The 20,355-nt window shown below is 64.1% G+C and carries 39 protein-coding genes, 1 tRNA gene and 1 pseudogene; 19 read left to right on the forward strand and 22 right to left on the reverse strand.

Annotated elements, in window-relative coordinates; all coding sequences use genetic code 11:
• The first annotated feature begins 1 nt into the window (after position 1).
• The 4 genes from pal (at position 2) to AC57B8_RS24155 (ending at position 2,298) form a co-directional block, all read left to right on the forward strand.
• On the forward strand, positions 2–520 hold the full coding sequence (pal, locus tag AC57B8_RS24140) for a peptidoglycan-associated lipoprotein Pal (RefSeq protein WP_062470142.1): 519 nt from the start codon (positions 2–4) through the stop codon (positions 518–520).
• Complete coding sequence (gene ybgF, locus AC57B8_RS24145; RefSeq protein WP_062470144.1) at positions 520–1,272, forward strand: tol-pal system protein YbgF; 753 nt, start codon at positions 520–522, stop codon at positions 1,270–1,272. The genes pal and ybgF overlap by 1 nt, the downstream gene beginning before the upstream one ends.
• Before the next feature lie 80 nt (positions 1,273–1,352).
• Positions 1,353–2,171, forward strand: coding sequence for a tRNA threonylcarbamoyladenosine dehydratase (locus AC57B8_RS24150; RefSeq protein WP_496480963.1), 819 nt, complete (start codon positions 1,353–1,355; stop codon positions 2,169–2,171).
• 51 nt (positions 2,172–2,222) lie between these two features.
• Positions 2,223–2,298 (forward strand) — tRNA-Lys (locus tag AC57B8_RS24155).
• Between the two features lie 40 nt (positions 2,299–2,338).
• Here the strand turns inward: AC57B8_RS24155 and AC57B8_RS24160 are convergent.
• The 21 genes and pseudogenes from AC57B8_RS24160 to AC57B8_RS24260 form a co-directional block, all read right to left on the reverse strand.
• The gene (locus AC57B8_RS24160) at positions 2,339–3,379 is read right to left on the reverse strand and encodes a tyrosine-type recombinase/integrase (RefSeq protein ID WP_496480964.1); all 1,041 of its coding nucleotides are present in this window, start codon (positions 3,377–3,379) and stop codon (positions 2,339–2,341) included.
• Positions 3,380–3,393: 14 nt separating this feature from the next.
• Positions 3,394–3,525: pseudogene (locus AC57B8_RS24165) on the reverse strand (helix-turn-helix domain-containing protein); the annotation flags it as partial.
• A gap of 3 nt (positions 3,526–3,528) precedes the next feature.
• A complete protein-coding gene (locus AC57B8_RS24170; protein WP_496480965.1) occupies positions 3,529–3,765 on the reverse strand; it encodes a hypothetical protein in 237 nt (78 codons plus the stop codon).
• Positions 3,762–4,082, reverse strand: a complete 321-nt coding sequence (locus AC57B8_RS24175; protein ID WP_496480966.1) for a hypothetical protein — start codon at positions 4,080–4,082, stop codon at positions 3,762–3,764. The genes AC57B8_RS24170 and AC57B8_RS24175 overlap by 4 nt, the downstream gene beginning before the upstream one ends.
• Positions 4,079–4,570, reverse strand: coding sequence for a hypothetical protein (locus AC57B8_RS24180; protein ID WP_496480967.1), 492 nt, complete (start codon positions 4,568–4,570; stop codon positions 4,079–4,081). Before AC57B8_RS24180 ends, AC57B8_RS24175 begins: the two co-directional genes overlap by 4 nt.
• The gene (locus AC57B8_RS24185; RefSeq protein ID WP_496480968.1) at positions 4,567–4,770 is read right to left on the reverse strand and encodes a hypothetical protein; all 204 of its coding nucleotides are present in this window, start codon (positions 4,768–4,770) and stop codon (positions 4,567–4,569) included. Before AC57B8_RS24185 ends, AC57B8_RS24180 begins: the two co-directional genes overlap by 4 nt.
• A 188-nt stretch (positions 4,771–4,958) precedes the next feature.
• Complete coding sequence (locus AC57B8_RS24190; RefSeq protein WP_496480969.1) at positions 4,959–5,342, reverse strand: hypothetical protein; 384 nt, start codon at positions 5,340–5,342, stop codon at positions 4,959–4,961.
• Positions 5,339–5,494 (reverse strand): hypothetical protein, encoded by a 156-nt coding sequence (locus AC57B8_RS24195; RefSeq protein ID WP_496480970.1) that lies wholly within the window; start codon positions 5,492–5,494, stop codon positions 5,339–5,341. The genes AC57B8_RS24190 and AC57B8_RS24195 overlap by 4 nt, the downstream gene beginning before the upstream one ends.
• Entirely contained in the window at positions 5,491–5,859 is a 369-nt protein-coding gene (locus tag AC57B8_RS24200) for a hypothetical protein (protein WP_496480971.1), read from the reverse strand. Before AC57B8_RS24200 ends, AC57B8_RS24195 begins: the two co-directional genes overlap by 4 nt.
• The gene (locus tag AC57B8_RS24205) at positions 5,856–6,233 is read right to left on the reverse strand and encodes a hypothetical protein (protein WP_496480972.1); all 378 of its coding nucleotides are present in this window, start codon (positions 6,231–6,233) and stop codon (positions 5,856–5,858) included. Before AC57B8_RS24205 ends, AC57B8_RS24200 begins: the two co-directional genes overlap by 4 nt.
• Positions 6,230–6,526 (reverse strand): hypothetical protein, encoded by a 297-nt coding sequence (locus tag AC57B8_RS24210; protein ID WP_496480973.1) that lies wholly within the window; start codon positions 6,524–6,526, stop codon positions 6,230–6,232. The genes AC57B8_RS24205 and AC57B8_RS24210 overlap by 4 nt, the downstream gene beginning before the upstream one ends.
• A complete protein-coding gene (locus AC57B8_RS24215; RefSeq protein ID WP_496480974.1) occupies positions 6,526–7,452 on the reverse strand; it encodes a hypothetical protein in 927 nt (308 codons plus the stop codon). The genes AC57B8_RS24210 and AC57B8_RS24215 overlap by 1 nt, the downstream gene beginning before the upstream one ends.
• Before the next feature lie 53 nt (positions 7,453–7,505).
• Positions 7,506–8,039: a hypothetical protein gene (locus tag AC57B8_RS24220; RefSeq protein WP_496480975.1), complete on the reverse strand. Its 534-nt coding sequence runs from the start codon at positions 8,037–8,039 to the stop codon at positions 7,506–7,508.
• 37 nt (positions 8,040–8,076) lie between these two features.
• Positions 8,077–8,703 carry a hypothetical protein gene (locus AC57B8_RS24225; RefSeq protein WP_496480976.1) on the reverse strand — a complete coding sequence of 209 codons (627 nt, stop codon included), beginning with the start codon at positions 8,701–8,703 and terminating at the stop codon, positions 8,077–8,079.
• The gene (locus AC57B8_RS24230) at positions 8,700–9,224 is read right to left on the reverse strand and encodes an NUMOD4 domain-containing protein (protein ID WP_496480977.1); all 525 of its coding nucleotides are present in this window, start codon (positions 9,222–9,224) and stop codon (positions 8,700–8,702) included. Before AC57B8_RS24230 ends, AC57B8_RS24225 begins: the two co-directional genes overlap by 4 nt.
• Positions 9,214–10,134, reverse strand: coding sequence for a PD-(D/E)XK nuclease-like domain-containing protein (locus AC57B8_RS24235; protein WP_496480978.1), 921 nt, complete (start codon positions 10,132–10,134; stop codon positions 9,214–9,216). The genes AC57B8_RS24230 and AC57B8_RS24235 overlap by 11 nt, the downstream gene beginning before the upstream one ends.
• A complete protein-coding gene (locus AC57B8_RS24240; RefSeq protein ID WP_496480979.1) occupies positions 10,131–10,319 on the reverse strand; it encodes a hypothetical protein in 189 nt (62 codons plus the stop codon). Before AC57B8_RS24240 ends, AC57B8_RS24235 begins: the two co-directional genes overlap by 4 nt.
• Positions 10,316–10,459: a hypothetical protein gene (locus AC57B8_RS24245; RefSeq protein WP_496480980.1), complete on the reverse strand. Its 144-nt coding sequence runs from the start codon at positions 10,457–10,459 to the stop codon at positions 10,316–10,318. Before AC57B8_RS24245 ends, AC57B8_RS24240 begins: the two co-directional genes overlap by 4 nt.
• Positions 10,456–10,803, reverse strand: coding sequence for a hypothetical protein (locus AC57B8_RS24250; protein ID WP_496480981.1), 348 nt, complete (start codon positions 10,801–10,803; stop codon positions 10,456–10,458). Before AC57B8_RS24250 ends, AC57B8_RS24245 begins: the two co-directional genes overlap by 4 nt.
• 168 nt (positions 10,804–10,971) lie before the next feature.
• A complete protein-coding gene (locus tag AC57B8_RS24255; RefSeq protein WP_496480982.1) occupies positions 10,972–11,286 on the reverse strand; it encodes a hypothetical protein in 315 nt (104 codons plus the stop codon).
• A gap of 1 nt (position 11,287) precedes the next feature.
• Entirely contained in the window at positions 11,288–11,785 is a 498-nt protein-coding gene (locus AC57B8_RS24260) for a helix-turn-helix domain-containing protein (protein WP_496480983.1), read from the reverse strand.
• On the opposite strand from AC57B8_RS24260, the gene AC57B8_RS24265 reads away from it, so the two are divergent.
• Entirely contained in the window at positions 11,784–12,011 is a 228-nt protein-coding gene (locus AC57B8_RS24265) for a transcriptional regulator (protein ID WP_496480984.1), read from the forward strand. The genes AC57B8_RS24260 and AC57B8_RS24265 overlap by 2 nt on opposite strands.
• Before the next feature lie 11 nt (positions 12,012–12,022).
• Here AC57B8_RS24265 and AC57B8_RS24270 read toward each other — a convergent pair whose 3' ends face one another.
• Positions 12,023–12,289, reverse strand: coding sequence for a hypothetical protein (locus AC57B8_RS24270; RefSeq protein WP_496480985.1), 267 nt, complete (start codon positions 12,287–12,289; stop codon positions 12,023–12,025).
• Between the two features lie 82 nt (positions 12,290–12,371).
• Here AC57B8_RS24270 and AC57B8_RS24275 point away from each other — a divergent pair, with 82 nt between their 5' ends.
• The 14 genes from AC57B8_RS24275 (at position 12,372) to AC57B8_RS24340 (ending at position 20,355) form a co-directional block, all read left to right on the forward strand.
• On the forward strand, positions 12,372–12,503 hold the full coding sequence (locus AC57B8_RS24275) for a hypothetical protein (protein WP_496480986.1): 132 nt from the start codon (positions 12,372–12,374) through the stop codon (positions 12,501–12,503).
• A 66-nt stretch (positions 12,504–12,569) separates the two neighbouring features.
• Entirely contained in the window at positions 12,570–13,001 is a 432-nt protein-coding gene (locus AC57B8_RS24280; protein WP_496480987.1) for a transcriptional regulator, read from the forward strand.
• Positions 12,998–13,270 carry a hypothetical protein gene (locus AC57B8_RS24285; protein ID WP_496480988.1) on the forward strand — a complete coding sequence of 91 codons (273 nt, stop codon included), beginning with the start codon at positions 12,998–13,000 and terminating at the stop codon, positions 13,268–13,270. The genes AC57B8_RS24280 and AC57B8_RS24285 overlap by 4 nt, the downstream gene beginning before the upstream one ends.
• Entirely contained in the window at positions 13,267–14,193 is a 927-nt protein-coding gene (locus AC57B8_RS24290; protein WP_496480989.1) for a hypothetical protein, read from the forward strand. Before AC57B8_RS24285 ends, AC57B8_RS24290 begins: the two co-directional genes overlap by 4 nt.
• The gene (dnaB, locus tag AC57B8_RS24295; protein WP_496480990.1) at positions 14,190–15,623 is read left to right on the forward strand and encodes a replicative DNA helicase; all 1,434 of its coding nucleotides are present in this window, start codon (positions 14,190–14,192) and stop codon (positions 15,621–15,623) included. The genes AC57B8_RS24290 and dnaB overlap by 4 nt, the downstream gene beginning before the upstream one ends.
• A complete protein-coding gene (locus AC57B8_RS24300) occupies positions 15,620–16,114 on the forward strand; it encodes an endonuclease domain-containing protein (RefSeq protein WP_496480991.1) in 495 nt (164 codons plus the stop codon). The genes dnaB and AC57B8_RS24300 overlap by 4 nt, the downstream gene beginning before the upstream one ends.
• Complete coding sequence (locus tag AC57B8_RS24305) at positions 16,114–16,602, forward strand: HNH endonuclease (RefSeq protein ID WP_496480992.1); 489 nt, start codon at positions 16,114–16,116, stop codon at positions 16,600–16,602. Before AC57B8_RS24300 ends, AC57B8_RS24305 begins: the two co-directional genes overlap by 1 nt.
• A complete protein-coding gene (locus AC57B8_RS24310) occupies positions 16,599–17,096 on the forward strand; it encodes a hypothetical protein (protein WP_496480993.1) in 498 nt (165 codons plus the stop codon). The genes AC57B8_RS24305 and AC57B8_RS24310 overlap by 4 nt, the downstream gene beginning before the upstream one ends.
• Entirely contained in the window at positions 17,093–17,278 is a 186-nt protein-coding gene (locus tag AC57B8_RS24315; RefSeq protein ID WP_496480994.1) for a hypothetical protein, read from the forward strand. Before AC57B8_RS24310 ends, AC57B8_RS24315 begins: the two co-directional genes overlap by 4 nt.
• Positions 17,275–17,451, forward strand: a complete 177-nt coding sequence (locus tag AC57B8_RS24320; protein WP_496480995.1) for a hypothetical protein — start codon at positions 17,275–17,277, stop codon at positions 17,449–17,451. The genes AC57B8_RS24315 and AC57B8_RS24320 overlap by 4 nt, the downstream gene beginning before the upstream one ends.
• A 196-nt stretch (positions 17,452–17,647) precedes the next feature.
• Entirely contained in the window at positions 17,648–17,797 is a 150-nt protein-coding gene (locus AC57B8_RS24325; protein ID WP_496480996.1) for a hypothetical protein, read from the forward strand.
• Positions 17,798–17,807: 10 nt separating this feature from the next.
• Entirely contained in the window at positions 17,808–18,305 is a 498-nt protein-coding gene (locus AC57B8_RS24330) for a hypothetical protein (RefSeq protein WP_496480997.1), read from the forward strand.
• A gap of 258 nt (positions 18,306–18,563) precedes the next feature.
• Positions 18,564–18,980 (forward strand): terminase small subunit-like protein, encoded by a 417-nt coding sequence (locus AC57B8_RS24335; RefSeq protein ID WP_496480998.1) that lies wholly within the window; start codon positions 18,564–18,566, stop codon positions 18,978–18,980.
• Positions 18,955–20,355: a terminase large subunit domain-containing protein gene (locus tag AC57B8_RS24340; protein WP_496480999.1), complete on the forward strand. Its 1,401-nt coding sequence runs from the start codon at positions 18,955–18,957 to the stop codon at positions 20,353–20,355. Before AC57B8_RS24335 ends, AC57B8_RS24340 begins: the two co-directional genes overlap by 26 nt.

Below are 20,355 nucleotides of genomic sequence, written 5' to 3' on the forward strand. Positions count from 1 at the left end.
AATGTTGAAACGTACGATCTATTCGCTCGCCATCGTGGCGCTCATCGCCGGTTGCTCGTCGGGCACCAAGCTCAACGAAACGCCGGTCACCGACCGCAGCGGCACGGCCGGCGGCCAGCAAGGCGGCGCAACCGCCGTGGCCCCGGTGACCATCGACCCGAACGCCAACACGGCGCAAGGTCCGGTCGGCGTGGCACGCATCGTGTACTTCGACTACGACAGCTACACGGTCAAGCCCGAGTTCCAGTCGGTGATCGACGGCCACGCGCGCTTCCTCAAGGGCGCCACGCAACGTCGCATCTCGATCGAAGGCCACACCGACGAGCGCGGCGGCCGCGAGTACAACCTGGCCCTCGGCCAGAAGCGTTCCGAAGCCGTGCGCCGTGCGCTCACGCTACTGGGCGTGAATGACAGCCAGATTGAAGCCGTGAGCTTCGGCAAGGAAAAGCCCGCGGCCCAAGGCTCGGGTGAAGAAGTGTGGGCGCAGAACCGCCGCGCTGAAATCCGCTACACCCGGTGATGCAACCACGTGCCCTGTGGCGAGGCGCGGCCCTCGCCGCCGCCTTGTTCTGCGCGTCGGCCGGCTCGCAGGCGGCGCTGTTCGAGGACGACGAGGCGCGCCGCGCCATCCTCGACCTGCGCCAGCGCGTCGAAGCCATGCGCCAGCAGACCGACCAGCGCCTGGCCGACGAAAACGGCCAGCTGCGTCGCAGCCTGCTCGACCTGCAAAGCCAGATCGAGCAGATGCGCGGCGAACTGGCACGCATGACCGGCCAGAACGAGCAGCTCACGCGCACGCTGAGCGAAATGCAGTCGCGCCAGACCACCATCGACGACAAGCTCAAGCAGAACGAGCCGTCCAAGGTCTCGATCGACGGCCGCGAGTTCAACGCCGATCCGAAGGAAAAGGCCGACTTCGAAGCAGCCCTGGGCGTCTTCCGCTCGGGGCAGTTCGCGCAGGCCCAGACCGCCTTCGCCGAGTTCGTGAAGCGCTACCCGCAAAGCGGCTACAACGCGTCCGCGCTGTTCTGGCTCGGCAATGCGCAGTACGCCACGCGCAACTACAACGAAGCCATCGCCAATTTCCGCTCGATGCTCTCGCTCGCGCCCGACCATGCCAAGGCGCCCGAAGCCGTGCTGTCGATCGCGAACTGCCAGATCGAACTGAAGGACACGCGCGCCGCACGCCGCACGCTGGAAGACCTGACCAAGGCCTACCCGCAGTCGGAAGCCGCACAGGCGGGCCGCGAGCGTCTGTCGCGCCTGCGTTGATGCAATGACCGTTTCGGCGGAGTGTTCCGCTTGAGAGTGCTTCGATGATGCCTTCGGCTGAAGAAGCCTCTTCCCTCCCCATGGCCGCCGCGGATGTCCTCACCGACACCGCGGCGCCTGACTTTGCGCGCCGCTTCGGCGGCCTCGAGCGCCTGTACGGCGTGGCCGGTGCCGCGCGCATCCGCCACGCGCATGTGCTCGTCGTCGGCATCGGTGGCGTGGGCTCGTGGGCCGTGGAGGCGCTGGCACGCAGTGGGGTGGGGCGCCTGACGCTCATCGACCTCGACCACGTGTCGGAATCGAACATCAACCGCCAGATCCACGCGCTCGACTCGACCGTCGGGCAGGCCAAGGTCGAAGCCATGCGCGAGCGCATCGCGCAGATCAACCCCGAGTGCCAGGTGCTCGCCATCGACGAGTTCGTCGAGCCCGACAACTGGGCTTCGCTGCTCGAGACCGCGCAGGCCGCCCACGGGCCGGTCCATGCGGTCATCGATGCCTGCGACCAGGTGAAGGCCAAGCTCGCCATGGCCGCCTGGGCGCGCACCGTGTCGCGCAGCACCGCGTTCATCACGGTCGGTGCGGCGGGCGGCAAGCGGCAGGCGCACAAGGTCGACATCGAAGACCTGTCGCTCGTCACCCACGACCCGTTGCTGGCCCAGCTTCGCCAGCGCCTGCGCAAGCTGCACGGCGCGCCGCGCGAAGGCCGCAAGATCGGCCTGGCCTGCGTGTTCAGCCGCGAGAGCGTGGCACCGCCCGATGCGTCCTGCCAGATCGATGCGGGCGACGGTTCGCTCAACTGCCACGGCTACGGATCGGTGGTCAGCGTGACCGCCACCTTCGGTCAATGTGCGGCAGGGTGGGTGCTCGACGAAATTGCGAGAAACACCACGCTATAATCCAAGGCTTTGCTGGATTCAACGTCGGCAAGAAGCAAGAAAAATGGTTCCGGGACGTTAGCTCAGTTGGTAGAGCAGCGGACTTTTAATCCGTTGGTCACTGGTTCGAATCCAGTACGTCCTACCAGCACCATTTCCCTCTGAAAACACCCCGTCTAAGGCCGCCCTCAAGCGGCCTTTTTCTTTGCCGCTGTGGGGGAGTTTTTGCCCACGAGGTTCACGGCCGTTGCCAGCGTGTCGACCACCAGGTGCGCGTAGCGGCGCGTGCTCACGGCGGACAGATGGCCCAGCACGCCGCCCACGGTGTTGAGGTGTGCGCCGCCGTTCAGCATCTCGCTCGCGGTGCTGTGCCGCATGTCGTGCAGCCTGGCGTGGCCGTAGCCCGCGGCGCGCGCTGCCTTCTTGAAAGCCTTGCTCACGGTCCAGCGCGTGCGCTGCATCGGCCACAGATCCGGGTTGCGCACGATGTGCGCGAGCTTCGGATGGATCGGCACCGCGCGCGGCCGGCCATTCTTCGTGACCTCGGGCGGTAGCAGGAACGCCTGCACGCGCTCGTCGCCGTACAGATCGCACAGCCCCACCTCGCCCGCACGCATGCCGCTGTAGAACGCGATGCGCACCGCGGCCCGGTCGGCCCCGGGCTTCATCTGCTGGCACACCTCGATGAACTGGCGACGGTTGAGGTAGACGTGCCGCTCGTTCTGCACCTTCGGCATTTCCATGCGCTCGGCCGGATCGTGGTCGCCCTTCTTGTGCTTCTTCCAGGCGTAGCGGCATGCGGCCCGGATGTAGGCCAGGCGGTTCTTGACGGTGGCCGGCGCCAGCGGCGTCTCGACTTCCTCGCCGTTGACGATGGACACCCGCACCGGCTTGTACTCGAGGGCGATGTCGGGAAGGTGTGAGAAGGGGCGGCCGGCGTAGATGTCGGCGCACTCGTTGAGCTCGCGCTTGATGTTCTCGAGGCTCTTGAGCTTGGGGCCGCGGTGCTGAAGGTAGAGCAGCACCGCCTCGTCGATCAGCGGCTCGGGCTTGATGACACCAGTTGCAACGGCGTAGAGGCGCCCGGTTTCTTTCTGGTCAAACGCGTCCGCTTGGGAGCGAGTCCAGCCTTTCGGAAGTAGTTGGCTAGCGCGGACCCGCTTGCCGGCAATGCGCTTGTCAAATTGATACCGCCACCGCTTGTTGGGGGCGTCGAAGCTGATCGACATGATGTTTTGAAGGTCTCCAGGTCTTCGCGCTCAAAGCGAAGCGCGCTATCAATCCGATAGCTGGTGAGGCGCCCGCGCGCGGCCAGATCGTATATCTTGCTCCGGGACACCCCCAAAAACGCAGCCGCTTCGGTTGCATCGAGCATGGCCTAACCCCTCCCATCCTCAGCCCGGCCGATCTCGTCGGGCGCGACTGCGAAAGTCATGTCCAGCACGTCTTCGTGGGAGACCCTGAGCGGGCGGCCCGATCCCGGCACCACCTTGCGCACGATGAGCAGATCGCCCTTGCGGCAGAGATAGCCGCCCGGGTGGTGATCGTCGGGGCCTTCATAGATCGACTTGCAGGCGTGCACACGGTCGCCGATTTGGAATTGAAGCGTGCTCATCCCCTCACCCCCTCGTCTCGCGCTCTGATTGCAGCGGCATGGCCGATCCGTCGCAGGTATTGCGGCGGCAAGGTGCTCCAGTCGAAGTCGTCCTTGAACTCGCCGCAGTGGTGTTCGCGTGGCGTCATGATGTGGCCGGCCTCGGGCTGGATGCTGGGGCTTCGCATGCCGAGCATGGAGATTCGCTGCGCGCCGGACACGGGCGCTGAACGGCGGCACTCGCCTACGCAGCTGTTTGCCGGTGCCCACCAGTCGCAGCCGGCGCAGCAGGGGCCGTGCTCGACGTAGAAGCGGTCCACGATTTCATCGGCGCTCATGGTGTTCCCCTGATTGCAGCGGCACAGTCGAATGCGCCATCAGACTGGCCTTCAAGGTGGGCGTTGGTCTTGTGGCCCGCGCGCCATTGCTTGGACAGTTCGTCGGCCCGCTCCTCGCATTGCTTTGCGGCGCGCTCTGTTGCGGCGTCGAACATCGCGCGCATCTGGGCGGCGGTGTAGACGCGCGTGGTGAACGGATCGTCCTTGACCTCTGCATCGAGCTGGTCAGGCGGATAGAACTCTCCGGGGAAGGGCACATAGCCGAAGGGCTCCGGCATCAGCGCCTCGGCAACTGTTAAGGATTGCTTGATAGTTGCCCGCGCGGCCTTGTCTCCGGCTTGGTAGCCCTCCCACATGCCTTGCACGAGGGTGTAGACGTAGCTTTCCCGGTTCAACTGGCGCTGCAGCAGGAGCGGGTCTGCGAGAAACTCAGGGAGCGCCTCAAACTCAGCGCGCAGGCTCGCCTCGAAGGCTTCGGTGGTGGTCATGATGGAAAGTCCCAGCGCAGAAGGGTGTCGGACACGATGCGGCGTGCTGCAGATTTGGCGTTGTGGTAGCGACCCCAGCGTTCCTCAACGTAGGGTTCGCGATGCACCTCCCCGCTGACCCGCTTGCCATCCGCGATGACCACGACGATGTCATCTTGTTCGCCGTCCAAAATGTCGATGCTGAGATTTAGTGTTTTCATGTCAGTACGCCTTTGGTTGAATCGGGCACTGCGACAGAGGACACGAATAGCCCTCCATGCGGTGAACGTCGCGGCCACAGCCGCCGCAGACCGCCACAACCGGGTTCGAGTTGAGAGGGCGACCATAGAACTTGAGTGGAGCGACGAAGGGCACGCCAAGACGGCGAGCGCGCTGCTCTGGTGTTTCGTCAACCATTTGCCTTCTCCCCGCCCGTAGCTCGGGCCTGATCGATGGCGGCGTCGAGTGCGTTGCCAGAAAAGTAGCGCGTGAAGCGGTTGCCCCAGTCGTTGAAGTCCGCCTCACTCACCGATATTCCGGTGTCGTCTCGGTCGGGATGAGCTTCATCGCGCAGCCAGCGATAGCGCTCAGCATCGCCCCTCAGCCGCTCGATCTCCGCGTCGCGTGCCTTGAGGGCGGATTCGGCGAAGGAGCGTGCGTAGGCTTTGACGTAGGACTCTGGATAGCCATTCACGTAGCGGATCGCTGAGTAGGGAAGAATGTGCGCCGCGTCCAACTCGGGCATCACCTCCAGGCTCTCGGGCAGCTTCACTTCTGTGGGGTGGGATGTCATGGCTTGCAATCTCCGCTCAGCTTTTGTTGGATGACCTTCTCGGCAGGCGTCTTGAAGCGCCACAGCAAGGTATCGATGCCGTGCAGGGTCAGCACAACCTCGCACACGATGAAGATGGCGATGACGCACCAGAAGGCTTGCCAGTTGCTCACAGCTCGCCTCCAATCCCGCCAGCAGGAGCGATGCCCGGGAAGGCTGCGCGCAGGTGCTTGCGCCACCAGTACATACCGCGCTCGCCGTGTGGCCGGTCGCCGAATCCGCATCCGCATCCGTCCAGGTTGCCCAGTCCATAGAGGAACTGCAGCACTGCAATCTGCTCATCCGTCAGCGGCGCCCGCCCTGGCGCTGGTGATGCATAGAGGGCGATGTTGTAGGGCGTGACGCTGCTCGCGGAGGCGCCGCCGTCACGCAGTGCCGATGCCTTTTGCAGGTTGGTGATGCAGCGTGCCGGATCGCTTTCGTGCAGCCACGCAATCGCCTCTCCAGCGGAGGCAGTGGATAGCTCGGGGGTGTTCATGGTGCGGGGCCTTCCGTGGCTTTGGCGCGTGCGAGCAATTGCTCTTCAACATCACCCCCCATGGCTTCTATGCCCGCGCGGTACTCGGCAGGGCTCACCATCACGCTGGCGAGTGCTTTGACGGCATCTGCTGCCTCTCGCTTGCGAGCGTCAACAGCTGTGTAGCAATGCGGGTGGATGTTGTGGAAGAAGACCTCGGGCAGAAGGCCGTCCTTTTTCATGTGGCCCAGAACGCCGCTCTTTACGGCCGCGCGCAATTCCTTGCGAACCTGCGCTGGGATTGGTCCGCCAATGAGCCGAAAGCCTTTGGACATGATCAGCTGCACGTTCCGCGTCTGATCGTCGTAGTTGCCTGGCGTGTGTTGCGCGCTCATACCTTTTCTCCCTCGGCCGGCTTCTGGCCCGAGATGGCGGCGCTCGCCCCGCCCGCACCGAGCGCTTCGATTTCTTCGGTGCTCATGCCGTCAAAGGCATTCCAGCAAGCGACCACGCGGCGGGCGTTCTGTTGGACGATCACATCCACATTCGAATCCGTTTCAATGCAGCTGGATGTGAGCATCGCAAACTGGCTCTGCCCGCTGCCGCGCGCGAACTGATGCACTGGGCCTGCCTTGATGGTGCCGTGACGGTCGAGGACAAGCAGCCCCGCTATGTGCTGCGCTTCCATCACGCACCTCCCTTCGCATCACCCACCATCGAGGGTGCAGGGGAGGTAGCCGGCACAGCCGCCCGGCGCCCCTCATCCCATGCAGCACGTTGGTCGTCAGATGCGCTGTCGCCGAGAGGTTCGCCCTTGTAGCCTCTGTACCGGCTTTCCGGATTGCGGTTGCCGGGAGTGTCGAGCTGGCCGCCGGAGCTATAGGCGGCCTCGTGTTCCGCGACGCACTCAGGCGAGTGGTCGCCCGTCGTCGTGCCGCAGTTCTTGCCCTTGCACGCCATCGAGGGTGCAGGGGCGTCCTGCTGCACGGGCGCGGCCTTGAGCAGCATCTTCCAAATGCGCTTTCCACGCGGCGGCAGGATGTGAGCGTTCTCCTGAATTTCGTAGAGCATGTCGTCGGTCGGCTCGACCGGAACCACTTGCCAACCGGACTGCACGGGCGCGGGCTGGGCGAGGGCGGCAGCAGGTGCAGCTTCCCCATCTGTGACGCCCAGGAACTCGGCACCTTCTTCCGGGTATTCGGTGTAGTGCGCATAGAGGCCGCGTCCGCTGCGGCCTTCTGCGATGCTGAGGGTGACTTCGCACGGCTCGCCGCCGAACATCGACAGCAGTGCGTCAGCCTGCTTGAAGTCGATGCTCAGGAAGGGCGCCAGTGGGGCGCGAACGTACTTGATGCCACAGCCGGTGGCGTTGTCCTCGCTCCACGTCACCTCGCGGAGGTCGCGAAACGTGGCGTCATCACTCAGCGATTCGAGGTTCTCGCCGAGGTCCAGCCAGATGCGATCCGGCGCACTGGCGATCAGCTTCTGAATGTCTGCTGCGACTTCAAATGTCGTCTCGTTGTCCACATCGGGATTGAAGGCTGCGCCCATCCGGGGCAAGTCCTCTCCCTCGTCGTGCGCAGAGATCGTTTCTTTGATGCTGTTGGTGGGCATGGCTACCTCGTGAAGTGGGCAGGGCGTCGTGCTGACGCCCTCGGGTGGGAACATCAGTCTTCGATCTGCTGCTGGTCGACGTCGGGCGGCGTCAGCGTGATCTGCACTTCGAGGCTCTTGAGCGTCGCGAGTTTGCCGAACACCTTCTCGGACACGCTCTGCGATTCGACTTTGAACGTCAGCAGCACAGAGCCGCCTTCTTTCGGGTGCAGCACGAAGTCGGAGCACACGCAGTCTTCGAGCTCGAGATTCGACTTGCCGCCCATGCCGTGATCGATCACCAGGCTGTAGCCGGTGAGCTCGACCTTCTTCAGCTCCAGCTTCTCTAGCAGCAGGCCCAGCGTCGAGAGGTTCGGCAGTTCGTTCACGTCGACGTCGAGCCGGCCCTGATCAGCGTCGGAGCTGGCCGCCGTCTTCGTGTACAGGAAGCTGCGCAGCGATCCGTTGAACTCGGTCAGCAGCTCGTTCGACACGAGGCCGCTGAACGACAGTTGCGCGCCGGGCAAGTCGCTGGGCTCGCGGTTCTTCGACGACAGCACGGCGACTTCGGAGAGCTTCAGCTTGGTGAACGTTTCGAGAGAGAACATGGGTCAGGGCTCCAGGTGGTTGAAAAAAGGGCTGGGATCAGAAGGGGTTCGAGTCGTCGTCGGGGCCGGGCGTGAGTGCCGGCTCGGGCTCGGGCTGCTTGGCGGCCTCGGGCTTGGCCTTGAGCTCGGCGGCGCGCTCCTTGTAGGCCTGCAGAGCGGCTTCGATGTCGCCGGGCGCTGTGAGCTTTTGTGCCATCGCCTTGGCCGCTGCCATGCCGTCGCGGTTGTTCGCCGCGCGGATCGCCTTGATGACGTCGCCGAGGTGCATCACCTCGAGCGGCTGAATCGTGTGCTGGGCCTTCTTGCCTTTGGTGGCCGTCAGCGACACATTGATCGGGCCTTCGATGTCGCTGAGATGGCTGATGCGGATACCACCAACAGCCATTCCACCGAACCGCACAGCCGTGTCGTTGAACAGGGTCATCGACTTCCCGATCCAGTTCCGGCCGTCTTCGCCCCAAGCAAAGATCAGGATCTTTCGGCAGGTCTTGCCGGGCTTGTACGGCCGTCCGTCTTCGCCGTCGTAGTGGATGACCACGGGCTGCTCATCGGTGCCGATGCGTACGTCGGCCACAGTGATGGTTTGCGGGCCGCTCAGCAATTCCTCGGCGTTCTTTTGGTCCGAGCGGGGGACGATCGTTGATGAAAGGTCGGAGATGTTCATGATGTCTTCCGGCTCTTGCCGGCCTTGATTTGCCAAACCGTTTGAAAGGTGATGCCGTACTCGGACGCGATGGCTTTGCACAACCTCGGGTCTTGTCGTATGGCCTCGGCTTGTGCGTTCGTCAACTTGCTGTTCGGGTGGCGTTCGCCACGGTTGTGGGTGCCATGTGCGACCTTGTCGGCGTGGTTGCTGGCGCGCGTTGCCCAGCGGAGGTTCTCCAGCGTGTTGTTGCTGGGATCACCGTCGTTGTGTGCGGCCTCATGCAATGGCGTCGGCGGCTCTCCGACGAAGGCGAAAAGAACGAGTCGGTGCACGTGCAGCCGTTTTCTCTGCGCGCCGTAAAACATCACGGAGCAGTGGCCGCTTTTCTTCTTCGCCTGCGACATGATTCGCTCGCGCACGGTCTGTTTTTTGTTGGTCACGTACACGACCTCACGGCGCTCCGAGCGAACCCTGCCCAGTGACGAGACGGAGTAGAGCGATTCGAAGCCGGGCACCGGCCGCCATTCTTCAAGCTGCATAGCTCAGCTCGATTTCTTGTGAAGAGAGGGCATACGGTGGCAGGTCGAGCGTTTCCGTCGCCGCCGTGTAGCCGGGCCACGTGTTCGTGCGCACGCACTCGGCGTAGGTGTCCAGCAGGTCGCGGTGCTGCAGCGCGCCTTCGTGGCGGCTCTCGTCGCCCAGCTGATAGGACGCAGCGAGGAAGGGCCACTTGTCCTCCACGACGACGAACACGAAGCCAACGACCTCGAGGCCCGATGCGCGCGCGTAGCCTTCGCTGTAAAAGCTGTCCTGCATGAAGTAGCGCTTGCGCACCACCTGCCGCATGAACTCGCGCGGCGTGGCATCGCTGAAGGTCTTCACGTCGACGAGCACGACCTGGCGCGCGTTGATCGGCACTACGAGGTCGGGCCTGCAGCGGCACAGGACACCGGTGATGGGGTCGGTCCAGTACGCTGAAACCTCGGCCTTGCCGCGCTTGAGCATGTCGGCCATCGACAGACCGCCCCATACGTTCGTCAGGGAGCGCATGCTGTGCGCTTGGCAGCGCGCCGCATGGCCTTGGTCTGCAGTGATGATCCGCGCACCGCCGTTCGCCTTGTTCCAAGCCGTCCACCACTCCTTCGCCGCGGAGCTCGACTCGTTGCTGTTCACGGCCTTCCACTGCGCCGGCGTGGGCCTGCTGGGCGCGTCCTTGGGCAGCACGGCGTAGCGCTTGCTGAACTCGTCGGGCTCGAGCAGCGCTGTATGCGCAAGGTTGCCTTCGAGCTGCCCAGCCTTCTCGCTGCGCGCCGGGCGATCCGGGTCCAGGTGCAGCGCGTAGAACATCGCAGGGCACAGCGCCAGATCGTCCAGCCCAGACTTCGACACGCTCAGGCTGTTGCCGTGGTACTGCTCGATCGGCAGGTCGTAGTAGATGCCCGGATTCATCGCGGCCCCCGCATCGCAGCGTGCTCAGCCGCGCGGTCCCTGACCACCTGCGCCGTGATGCGCATCGCGTCCGTCTCCGACTGCTTGCTGTCCATCCAGGCCATGAGCAGCAACAGGACGAAGCACGCGAGCGCGCCGAGGGTCCAGTCGACGACATGCTGGGTGATGGTGCGGCGGGGGCTCACGATGCCGTCTCTCCCAGCAGCTCTTCCACCGACGCCGACGGAAACAGCAGCGCCAGCAACGCAGCGCAGTCACCCTTCGACGGCGCAGGCATCCCCATCGACGCACACCACGCGCGGATGATGTCGTGCGCGGTGATCATGCTGCGCTCCGAACAATCGCTTCGACCCGCTCGTGCACCAGCTGCAGCAGCACCTTGCCCACCTCAGCCGGCGCGCCACCCTTGCGCACAACTTCAGCCAAGCGCTCGTCGTGCGCAACATCGCCCACCGTGCATGCGTCCAGGTCGCGCCAGTGGCGGGTGCGGATGTCGTTGCAGCGCGCGGCGTACTCACGGTCGCCAGCGTCAGAGGTCTTGTCGATGGGAGCGACGCGGCCGATCTTCCAGCCATGCGGCTCGAGGGGCGCCAACGTCAGCGCCGGCATGCTCTCCGGCATCTGACGGAAGTCTCGGCCGTACGGCCTGCGCGGGGTTGCTGTCTGCATGTCCATCTCCTGTTTGGGATGGACGTAGTATCGTGAACCGAAACTAATCGGTCAAGGAAAGCGAAACTCTTTCGTTATACAGAGTCGCAATATGCAGTCAAAGAAACCGATACTCGACGGGCATAAGAAAGCCCGCTCGAGGCGGGCTTGGCTTGGAGCATGAGCAGACTAGGCTGGTGCGCGGCATTGCACCAGAAGGCTCCGGCTGACCATTCCACCGCCGAAACCAGAGAAGCTGCCACCGGCCGAATTGGCATATCCATTGGCCATCCCGAATGGCGTCACCGAGCCGTTCTGCATCACGACGTCGTAGCCGGCCACACCGCAGACGCTCCCGGCCTTTTCGTAGCACGACCCCCAACTGTTCGCGCCACCGTGGCAACTGATGCTGTGAGCTGGTTTGCCGTTGGGTCCATGAGTCTGGCTTGCGAACGTACAGGCGGTGGCCAGGACGGCGGCGAACAGAACGAAAGGCAGGCGCATATCACTCCTCAGTTTTCTTGTGGGTGTTGGTTGTGGCGGGCTCCGCGGGCGGCCTGGCGGTGATGGGCATCCTGCGCTCGACGGTCGCGTCAGATGCGCCTCCTACCAAGATCATCTTGAGCGTTTCCCATCGGCGCTTCGCGTCGGGCGTCAGTGCGTCATAGAAGCGTGCCTGCTTGAGTGCGCCGGCTGAAAGGGAGTCTGGAGCTTTCCCCAGCAGTAGCCAGTCGCTCGACACATCAAGCGTCTCACAAAGCTTGACGATGTAGGACAGGTTGGGCTCGAAGCGGCCAGCCTCCCAGTGAGAGATGTTTTGCTTCGAGCAGCCGATGGCGTCGCCCAACTGCTGGCCAGTCATGCCCGCGCTCTTGCGTGCTTCTTTCAATCGATCGGTGAACCCCATCGAAAAAGCATAAGCGCGCGGATCGATATTGCATTTGTGTTGTTTCGTATCCCGATACTGAGCGGTATAGTTATCCGAAACTTCAGGATCACGCATGCAATCCCCTCTCGAGCGAGCTTGTTCCATTGCTGGCGGCTCCACCAAGTTGGCCGACGCGCTGGGAAAACAGAAGGCTTCGATCTCTCGCTGGAAGAAGGAGCGGGTGCCCGCGGAATTCTGCCCCGAGATCGAACTGCTGACCGGCGTGCGTTGCGAAGAACTCCGGCCAGATGTGAACTGGGCTGTGCTGCGCAAGGCCGCTCCCGTTGAGCAAGGGGCCTGAGATGGCCGCCGCTACATCTTCGGGGGCTGGCCTAGAGCCTCCAGCAACGCTGCCAGTTGAAGCGTTGCAGAACTCTCCATGTCGTGATTCGTCGGGTCTTCTTGCTCCTCGAGCACCTGGCCCACGTTCGTCCGCAGGTTTGCAGCAATGGTCGACCGTGCCGCGCTTGGGAGGCTTCTCATGACCTCTTCCATGGCCATCCCCATGACCAACATCCGCCCGGTGATCTCGCTCGTCGCACTGGCGAGTGCCTGCAAAAGCTCGTCCTTGGAATTCATTTTGTCTGCCCCGTGCGGGGTCCAAGTTGTGGTGACCTGGATTCTGCCCCGCACGGGGTTGGCACCTCTCGGAGCCTGACCCATGCCAACCCTCTGGGACACCTTCCCCCTCTGGCAGCAGCTCCTGCTGTACGCCGTGGGCGCTGTCTGCATTGCCGTCGTCGGTGACTGGTTCATCACCCTCCTGATCGACCCGTTCGACGAGGAAGAGTAGGGCGAGGTCGTAGGCGTTTTTCATGCACCAGATGGTGCTTTTTTTGGACCCCAAGGGGATAGCCAAGTGAAATCAAAAGAATTGAACCAGGTTGCAGCACAACGGGAGTTGGACCTGTTTCGCCAGCCGGACGCGAACACCGCGCCGCTGGAAATGATCCGCAAGCAGGTGAGTTCTGGCGCTGCTTTCACCCTCGCAGTGAGCTCGTGCGGGCTGGCTGACCAGACCATCTACGAGTTTGTCGGCATCGATGCCGGAACCTTCTCGAAGATGAAGAAGGGCCTGGCCACCCTGCAAGCAGAGGACTGGCCGAAGTTCTGCTACGCCGTCAACAACACCATCTATCCCGAGTGGTGCGCGTTCCAACTTGGACGCACGCTCGTCGAGATCCAGACTGAAGCCGAACGCCGAGCCGACGCCGAGAAGCGCCGTGCTGATGAGGCTGAGCTGAAGCTGTCCGTCCTGATGGAAACCTTCCGCGTGAGGGCCGCGGCATGACACCCCTCCTCACAGACGAGATGGTGGCCGCCATGGACGACACGTCCGAGGACGCCATCCGCGAGAAGCACATCGCCGAATGCGGGCGCCAGGTCAACGCCGCCTATGCCCGCGGCAACCACGTGGCCGCGCGCCAGTGGCTGGACCTGCAGACCCAGGCGGTGAAGAGCCGCAGCCCTGTGCAGGTTGCGGCCATGGAGCGCGATTACTTCAGCGAGGAGGGCGAGCGGGCTCGCCTGGCCGCGCGCGCGAGGGGCGCCACGACATGAAGCGCCCCTCCTTCCAGTTCTACCCCGACAACTGGCGCAACAACGCCAACCTGCGCCGGTGCTCGTGGACCGCCCGCGGCGTGTGGCTCGAGGTCATGTGCCTGATGCACGACTCGGACCGCTACGGCGTGCTCGAATGGCCGCTCAAGGAGATCGCCCAGGCCCTTGGCTGCACCGCAGCACCACTCAAGGAGCTGGTGGACAAGGGTGTCCTGAAGGGCTGCGATAAAGGCGACTGTGAGCCCTATGTCTACATCCCTCGCAGCGGCCGAAAGGATGGGACACCTGTCACGCTGATCGAACCTCAGGCGGGGCCTATCTGGTACTCCAGCCGCATGCTCACGGACGAGCACAAGCGTGTCGTGAGAGGTGATGGCGATGGTTCTGCGGAAGCACCCAACCCAGCACCAAAGCCCTCACCAAAGCCTTCACCCAACCCCCCCATTGGTGCAGCACCAAACCCCGACATTGGTCCCTACGCGGGCGGACGTTCTTCTCCTTCTCCTACTACTCTGGAAATACAGCCTTCTATCGAAGGCTTGTCGCCGGCCGAGCCGACGACCGGGCAAACGCCGTTGTGTCCGCACCAGCAGCTGCTGAGCCTTTTCGCCGAGACCGTACCGACGTTGCCGCAGCCCCGACGCGAGATGTGGGAGGGCGGGAAGGGTGCCGACGCCATGCGCCAGCGCTGGAAATGGCTGCTGACCGCGAGGCGCAGCACGAACGGCGAGCGCTACGCCACGACCACTGCCGAGGGCCTGGAATGGTTCCGTCGCTTCTTCGATCAGGTGGCCGCATCGGACTTCCTGACCGGTCGAAACGGGGCATGGACTGGCTGCGATCTCACTTGGCTGATGGGCAAGGAAAACTTCGCCAAGGTCGTGCAGGGCAACTACCTCAACAAATCTCGGGAGGCCGCATGAACGCCTTTGTCGACCATTCGTTGCTCGATGCAGACATCGCTGCGCTGCGCGTGCCGCCCCATTCGATCGAGGCTGAATCGAGTGTGCTGGGGAGCCTGCTGCTGGACAACGGCGGATGGGACCGAGTAGGCGATTTGCTCGCCGAAAGCGACTTCTACCGGCACGAGCACAAACTGGTGTTCAGCGCGATCTCAGGGCTGGTGAACGCCAGTAAGCCGGCCGACGTGATCACCGTTTTTGCCGCGTTGGAGTCCGCCGGCAGGGCCGAACAGGTCGGAGGATTGACGTACCTCAACGCCTTGGCTCAGACCTCGTTCAGCCCTGGAAGCATCCGTCGCTACGCCGAGATCGTGCGCGAGCGCGCGGTGCTGAGGAAGTTGATTTCCGCTTGCGACGAGATCTCCTCGACCGCCTTCAACCTGCAAGGCAAGGCGGTCGATGCGGTGCTCGACAGCGCCATGCAGCAGGTCATGGCTATCAGCCCTGACGTGGCGCGCGACGACTGGCAGTCCATGGAAACCGGGGTCGTCCATCTACTGGACCGCATCGCCGCGCAGGCTGAAGGAACAGCAGTCGACGACTTCACTCCCACCGGTCTGACGGCAATCGATGACCGGCTCGATGGCGGCCCACGCGATGGTGAGCTCGTTGTGATCGGCGCGCGGCCAGGCATGGGTAAGTCGGCGCTGGCGCTGTCGATGGGCCTGCACATGGCGATTGAAAGCCGCAAGGCGGTGGGCATGTTCTCGATGGAGATGCCGAAGGCCCAGGTCGTGAGCCGGGCGATGTCCGTGCTGTCGCGCATTCACCTGAGCCGCATCAAGCGCGGCGAGCGGCTGAAGGACTACGACTGGCCCGCAATCACATCGACAACCGAACTGCTTCGCGCAGCGAATTTCCACGTCAGCGACCGCGGGAACCTGAACGTCAACCAGGTGCGCGCCAGCGCACGCGCGCTGCGGCGGCGTCACGGAAAGCTCGCGTGCCTGATCGTCGACTACCTCGGCCTGATGGCGGGCATCGATCCGAAGATGCCGCGCGTCTACCAGATCGAGGAAATCACGAAGGGACTCAAGAGCTTGGCCAAGGAGTTGAGTTGCCCGATCTTCCTGTTGTGCCAGCTCAACCGAAAGGTCGAGGAGCGCGTCGATCAGATGCCGGTCCTATCCGATCTCCGCGATTCCGGCTCTGTCGAACAGGACGCCGACATCGTGTTGTTCGTGCACCGCCCCTTCAAGGCCAACCCAACGCTATCGGACGAGTGGAAGCACTACGCCAAGGTGTCGGTGGCGAAGCTGCGCGACGGCGAGCCGGGGATCGTGGACCTGATGTACATCGGCGAGAACACGCGCTTTCAGGATTGGCCCAAGGCCATGGAAATCCCAACCAACAAAGCGCGGATCGCGCGCAATTCGAGGAGCGACCTGTGAACGACTGGAGAGCATTGCGCGCGCACTACCGCGCCATCACCCCGCTGATCCTGGCGGCACCGAAAAACGACTGGGCTGTGGACCCCTACGAATGGGACGCGAAGGGCATGGTTCGCCTGACGCCAATCGAAGCCTGGCTGTGGGCTGACATCCGCGAAACCGGCGCCGTGTTCTATCCCCAGTACCCCGTGGGCCGCTTCTTCGTGGACTTCGCCAACCCCAAGGCTCGCATCGCGATCGAGTGCGACGGCGCAGCGTTCCACACCGACAAAGCCAAGGACGCAGAGCGCGATGCTGTCCTCGTGGCCATGGGCTGGACGGTGTACCGCGCGCCCGGCTGGCTCTGCCGCACCGACTGCGACCCGGAGACTGGCGCCATCGGTCCCGCTGGCCGATTCATGCGCGAGATCGTGCAACGCCATGGGCTGGAGTACGGGCGCGCTGCCCATCCCGCTCCCGCGCGCCCGCGCGCATTTGCGGAGGCATCGTAATGGCCGCCGACGTGCTCACACGCATCCGGGCTCGGTGCCGGGATGACGCAGGCTGCTGGATCTGGCAGGGCTACGTGAACGACGGAACGACGCCGATCATCAACATCGACGGCAACCCGACGACCGTGCGCCGCGTGGCCTACGAAGCCGCGTTCGGCCCGGTGAAGCCCGGCTATGAGGTGGTGCACACCTGCGAGCCGACGCTGTGCTGCAACCCGGAGCATCTGGAGCAGATCACGATCGGCGAGCGTCGCCGTCGGCTGTCCGAGAAGCGCAACGTGCGCCAGCCTGCGAGTGCGGTGCGCCACATCCGCGAGAAGTACGGCAAGCTGAGCATGGAGAAGGCACGCGAGATCCGGGCCAGCGAAGAGCAGGGCAAGGTGCTTGCTGTGCGCTTCTCGGTCACACCGCAACTCATCAGCCTGGTGCGCACCGGCAAGGCGTGGGCCGAGCCGTCGCCGTTCGCTGGACTGGGGGCACGCGCATGATCACCATCGGAATCGACCCAGGCCTTACCGGCGCCATCGCCGTCATCTGCACCGAGCGCGGGCTGCTCGAGGTGGCCGACATACCGACCTGCGACAACGGCCTGGCGAGCGGCGCGATGAAGCGCTGGGTGGATGCTGGCGCGCTCGCTGCTGTGCTGCGCGACTGGTCCTCCCGCTTCGAGTTCGCGCGCGATGCGGTGCACGGCGTGATCGAGCGCCCGATTCCCATGCCGAGCATGCCGTCCACGACCACGGCATCCACCTACGACAGCTTCGGCGTGCTGCGCGCGCTGATCGAGCCCGTGTGCCGCGACATGGCATACGTGGCGCCGCGCGTGTGGAAGAGCGCTTTCGGGCTTGGCACGGACAAGGACGCATCGCGGGCTTGCGCAGTGCGCCTGTACGCCAATGCGCCGGTCAAGCGCGTCAAGGACCACAACCGGGCCGAGGCCATCCTCATCGGGCACTGGCTGAAGCGGGAGATCGCGGGATGAAGATCATCAGCAGGGGCCAAGCGCCCGATCTCAAGCCGATTCGCTTCGAGTGCGAAAACTGTCATACGGTCTTCGAGGCCACGCGCCAAGAAGTAAAACCGGTGATCGACCTGCGCGACGGCAACTTCTGGGCATGCGGGTGTCCGGTGTGCAATCGAGTCGTTACGAAGTCGCTGCCATGACCTGCGGAACCTGCACCCACTGGCGCCTGCAGGGCGCGCTCGCACCGATGGGCTACGGCCAATGCATGGCGCGGCCCGAGCAGCTACGCGCGTCGCTCACCACCAGCGCGCAGAACGTGTGCCGCACGGGGAAGTTCGTCGCGGTCGTCGTGCCGCAGGGGGCGCTGCTTTGACAACCGAATCACCCCTCAATGCCCGCGGCGCATTCCTTGTGTTCGCGCCTGAGGAACGCCCACGCATCCGTCTTGCGCCCGACAGCTTGGCCGGTGCGATCGGCCGCTGGCATTGCGTATCGCCAACCGCACGGGTGAGTGGCCCAACACCTGAAGCCGCGTACATGTGCTGGCTGTCGCTGAAGGAGTGGCGCGCGTGACCCTGCTCTGTCGCCCCAAAGGCCGCGGCAACTGGCGCGTGATCACCATCGGCTTGGACGTGGCAGCCGACCTGTTCACCGTCAAGCGCGGCGACGTGTTCCACCTCGGCACGCTCGTGCTGCGGGTGGTTGAGATTCGAGTTTGAGAGGATGCACATGACCCAGCGCACGGCGGACAAGACCTTGCAGCAGATGATGCTGGCCATCGCGTCAGCGGCGTTCATGCGCGCCAAGGAAGAGGTCGTCGAGGAGGCGAAGAAGCCACCACCGCGGCGCGAGAAGGGCGCTCCGATCGACTTCCACGCCGTGCCGCCACACCAGCGCGACATTGACGGCCGGCTGCGCAACTGGGGCATCTGGTGCAACAGCCGACAAGCCGCGTCGTCGTCGCCGATGTTCCGGCTGTCGGTGGCGCCCATCGCCGCGCGCCGTGATGCCAATGCGCGCGCAGGGGCTGCGCTCGACCGCGCCGACGCTATCCGCATCGCCCAGGCCGTCACCGCGCTGCCCGAGAAGCACGCCGGCGCGCTCAACTGGTGCTACGTCAAGCCGGTGAGCCCGCGCAAGGCCTGTGAGTCCATCGGGGTGACCATGGAGGGCCTGGCCGCACTGCTTGACGAGGGCCGGCAGATGCTCGTGAATCGCCTCGGCTGATGGCCTTGTTGACAAGAAGCGTGCCAACGCGCATACAATCCGCGCCAACGAACGAGCGCCGGCACAAGGTTCGCCCATCCCAGTACGGAGGCGACGCTGTCGGTAAAGCTCAATCAGAGCCCTCTGCAACGGAGGGCTTTTTTGTTTCCGCTCCCTCCCGTCTCCTCCTTGGTCGACCACCGGCCACCTGCCCGCGCGCATCACAGCCCGCGGGCTTTTTTATTGGTCCGACTGCAGCAAACCTGCGGGGGGAACAGCATGCCCACCATCGTGAAAAACGGCGAGGCCGAAGCTCGCATCGACAAACTCGGCCTGGACGCGCTGTGCGACCGGCTTGTGAGCGGTGAGACGCAGACGGCCATCTGCAAGGAAATCGGCGTCACCAAAGGGTCACTGCGCCGCTGGATCGCGCTGACGGAAGAACGGCGCGTTGCGGTGCACGAAGCCCGTGTGGCGGCGGCCCAAGCATTCGACGAATTGGCAGAGGCCGGCATCCAGGCGGCGAAGAACCCGTTTCAGTTGGCCAAGGCTCGCGACATGGCCCATCACTACCGCTGGCGTGCATCGAAGGCTGCACCGAGGGAATACGGCGACAAGCTCGAGTTGTCCGGCGACAAGGACTCCCCGCTGATCGTGGAGATCGTCCGGCATGGCTCGGGTCCAGCTCCCGAATAACTGGAAGCCGCGGGCCTACCAGCTCCCGGCCTGGACGTACCTCGAGAACGGCGGGCGCCACGCTGAGCTGATCTGGTCGCGGCGGTCGGGCAAGGATGAGATCGCGCTGCACCGCACAGCATGCGCTGCATTCGAGCGAGTGGCCGGCTACTGGCACATGCTTCCGGAGGCCGCGCAGGCCCGGAAAGCGATCTGGAAGGCGGTGAACCCGCACACCGGCAAGAAGCGCATCGACGAGGCTTTCCCGCTTGCGCTGCGGGCTTCGACCAACGACACGGAAATGCTGATCACGTTCAAGAACGGATCGACGTGGCAGGTCATTGGGTCGGACAACTTCAACAGCCTGGTGGGTTCGGCGCCCGCTGGCATCGTGTATTCGGAATGGGCGCTCGCCGACCCGACAGCCCGCGCATACCTCCGCCCGATCATCGCGGAGAACAACGGCTGGCAGATCTTCATTACGACGCCACGCGGCCGGAACCACGCGCACAAGACCTACATGGCAGCGCTGAAGGATCAGGACGCTTTCGCCCAGGTGCTGAACGCCACGCAGACGGGAATCTTGACGCCGGCGCAGCTTGAGAAAGAGCGTCAGCAATACATCGACGACTTCGGCGAAGAGTACGGGCAGGCCAAGTTCGATCAGGAGTACATGTGCAGCTTCGAGGCTGCGAATCTCGGGGCGATCCTGGCGCGGTCGATTGGAAAGCTTGAGACGGCAGGCCGAATCGGCCCGCACGTGACCTATGACCCAGCCGGCGCGCCAATCGAGATCAGCGCCGACATCGGGCGTCGTGACCGCGCAACGTGGTGGTTCTGGCAGCCAAAGATGGGCGGCTATTCGTTGGTCGACTACGACGGCGGTTGGGGCATCGACGCAGAGGACTGGTGCGACAAGCTGCGGATCAAGCTGTTGGGCAAGAACCTCGGGAAGATCTGGCTCCCGCACGACGCACGCGCCAAGACCTTTGCGGCCAAGCGCTCAGCGGTCGAGATCTTCGTGAGCGTCTTCGGTGCCGACAAGGTGGCGATCACGCCGGACAGCACGAAGTCGGATCGGGTGAATGCGGCCCGGACGCTGATCGGTAAATGCGAGTTCTCGGACGCATGCGAAGACGGCTTGGACGGCCTGCGCGCTTGGTCCTACGAGTTCAACGACGAATCGAAAACCTTCAGCAGCGAGCCCAAGCATGACTGGGCATCGCATGACGGCGACGGTTTCTCCTACGGCTGCCTGGTGATGCAACAAACAAAGCCCCCTGTGACCGCTCCTGCCCCAGCCTTCCCAGTGCTGGCCAAGGACGGGCAGATGTCCACGGGCGTGACGCTCGACGAGCTTTGGAAAACGGCCCCTCGGGCCAGCAAAAGGATCTGA

Source organism: Variovorax sp. BGA-UO-ETr-C22 (assembly GCF_059567965.1).

Bases quoted from the DNA above. Each gene is read 5' to 3' on its own strand.
- pal (WP_062470142.1), top strand. From the start codon at position 2: ATGTTGAAACGTACGATCTATTCGCTCGCCATCGTGGCGCTCATCGCC.
- ybgF (WP_062470144.1), top strand. From the start codon at position 520: ATGCAACCACGTGCCCTGTGGCGAGGCGCGGCCCTCGCCGCCGCCTTG.
- AC57B8_RS24150 (WP_496480963.1), top strand. From the start codon at position 1,353: ATGGCCGCCGCGGATGTCCTCACCGACACCGCGGCGCCTGACTTTGCG.
- AC57B8_RS24160 (WP_496480964.1), bottom strand. From the start codon at position 3,379: ATGTCGATCAGCTTCGACGCCCCCAACAAGCGGTGGCGGTATCAATTT.
- AC57B8_RS24170 (WP_496480965.1), bottom strand. From the start codon at position 3,765: ATGAGCACGCTTCAATTCCAAATCGGCGACCGTGTGCACGCCTGCAAG.
- AC57B8_RS24175 (WP_496480966.1), bottom strand. From the start codon at position 4,082: ATGAGCGCCGATGAAATCGTGGACCGCTTCTACGTCGAGCACGGCCCC.
- AC57B8_RS24180 (WP_496480967.1), bottom strand. From the start codon at position 4,570: ATGACCACCACCGAAGCCTTCGAGGCGAGCCTGCGCGCTGAGTTTGAG.
- AC57B8_RS24185 (WP_496480968.1), bottom strand. From the start codon at position 4,770: ATGAAAACACTAAATCTCAGCATCGACATTTTGGACGGCGAACAAGAT.
- AC57B8_RS24190 (WP_496480969.1), bottom strand. From the start codon at position 5,342: ATGACATCCCACCCCACAGAAGTGAAGCTGCCCGAGAGCCTGGAGGTG.
- AC57B8_RS24200 (WP_496480971.1), bottom strand. From the start codon at position 5,859: ATGAACACCCCCGAGCTATCCACTGCCTCCGCTGGAGAGGCGATTGCG.
- AC57B8_RS24205 (WP_496480972.1), bottom strand. From the start codon at position 6,233: ATGAGCGCGCAACACACGCCAGGCAACTACGACGATCAGACGCGGAAC.
- AC57B8_RS24210 (WP_496480973.1), bottom strand. From the start codon at position 6,526: ATGGAAGCGCAGCACATAGCGGGGCTGCTTGTCCTCGACCGTCACGGC.
- AC57B8_RS24215 (WP_496480974.1), bottom strand. From the start codon at position 7,452: ATGCCCACCAACAGCATCAAAGAAACGATCTCTGCGCACGACGAGGGA.
- AC57B8_RS24220 (WP_496480975.1), bottom strand. From the start codon at position 8,039: ATGTTCTCTCTCGAAACGTTCACCAAGCTGAAGCTCTCCGAAGTCGCC.
- AC57B8_RS24225 (WP_496480976.1), bottom strand. From the start codon at position 8,703: ATGAACATCTCCGACCTTTCATCAACGATCGTCCCCCGCTCGGACCAA.
- AC57B8_RS24230 (WP_496480977.1), bottom strand. From the start codon at position 9,224: ATGCAGCTTGAAGAATGGCGGCCGGTGCCCGGCTTCGAATCGCTCTAC.
- AC57B8_RS24235 (WP_496480978.1), bottom strand. From the start codon at position 10,134: ATGAATCCGGGCATCTACTACGACCTGCCGATCGAGCAGTACCACGGC.
- AC57B8_RS24245 (WP_496480980.1), bottom strand. From the start codon at position 10,459: ATGATCACCGCGCACGACATCATCCGCGCGTGGTGTGCGTCGATGGGG.
- AC57B8_RS24250 (WP_496480981.1), bottom strand. From the start codon at position 10,803: ATGCAGACAGCAACCCCGCGCAGGCCGTACGGCCGAGACTTCCGTCAG.
- AC57B8_RS24255 (WP_496480982.1), bottom strand. From the start codon at position 11,286: ATGCGCCTGCCTTTCGTTCTGTTCGCCGCCGTCCTGGCCACCGCCTGT.
- AC57B8_RS24265 (WP_496480984.1), top strand. From the start codon at position 11,784: ATGCAATCCCCTCTCGAGCGAGCTTGTTCCATTGCTGGCGGCTCCACC.
- AC57B8_RS24260 (WP_496480983.1), bottom strand. From the start codon at position 11,785: ATGCGTGATCCTGAAGTTTCGGATAACTATACCGCTCAGTATCGGGAT.
- AC57B8_RS24270 (WP_496480985.1), bottom strand. From the start codon at position 12,289: ATGAATTCCAAGGACGAGCTTTTGCAGGCACTCGCCAGTGCGACGAGC.
- AC57B8_RS24275 (WP_496480986.1), top strand. From the start codon at position 12,372: ATGCCAACCCTCTGGGACACCTTCCCCCTCTGGCAGCAGCTCCTGCTG.
- AC57B8_RS24285 (WP_496480988.1), top strand. From the start codon at position 12,998: ATGACACCCCTCCTCACAGACGAGATGGTGGCCGCCATGGACGACACG.
- AC57B8_RS24290 (WP_496480989.1), top strand. From the start codon at position 13,267: ATGAAGCGCCCCTCCTTCCAGTTCTACCCCGACAACTGGCGCAACAAC.
- dnaB (WP_496480990.1), top strand. From the start codon at position 14,190: ATGAACGCCTTTGTCGACCATTCGTTGCTCGATGCAGACATCGCTGCG.
- AC57B8_RS24305 (WP_496480992.1), top strand. From the start codon at position 16,114: ATGGCCGCCGACGTGCTCACACGCATCCGGGCTCGGTGCCGGGATGAC.
- AC57B8_RS24310 (WP_496480993.1), top strand. From the start codon at position 16,599: ATGATCACCATCGGAATCGACCCAGGCCTTACCGGCGCCATCGCCGTC.
- AC57B8_RS24315 (WP_496480994.1), top strand. From the start codon at position 17,093: ATGAAGATCATCAGCAGGGGCCAAGCGCCCGATCTCAAGCCGATTCGC.
- AC57B8_RS24320 (WP_496480995.1), top strand. From the start codon at position 17,275: ATGACCTGCGGAACCTGCACCCACTGGCGCCTGCAGGGCGCGCTCGCA.
- AC57B8_RS24330 (WP_496480997.1), top strand. From the start codon at position 17,808: ATGACCCAGCGCACGGCGGACAAGACCTTGCAGCAGATGATGCTGGCC.
- AC57B8_RS24335 (WP_496480998.1), top strand. From the start codon at position 18,564: ATGCCCACCATCGTGAAAAACGGCGAGGCCGAAGCTCGCATCGACAAA.
- AC57B8_RS24340 (WP_496480999.1), top strand. From the start codon at position 18,955: ATGGCTCGGGTCCAGCTCCCGAATAACTGGAAGCCGCGGGCCTACCAG.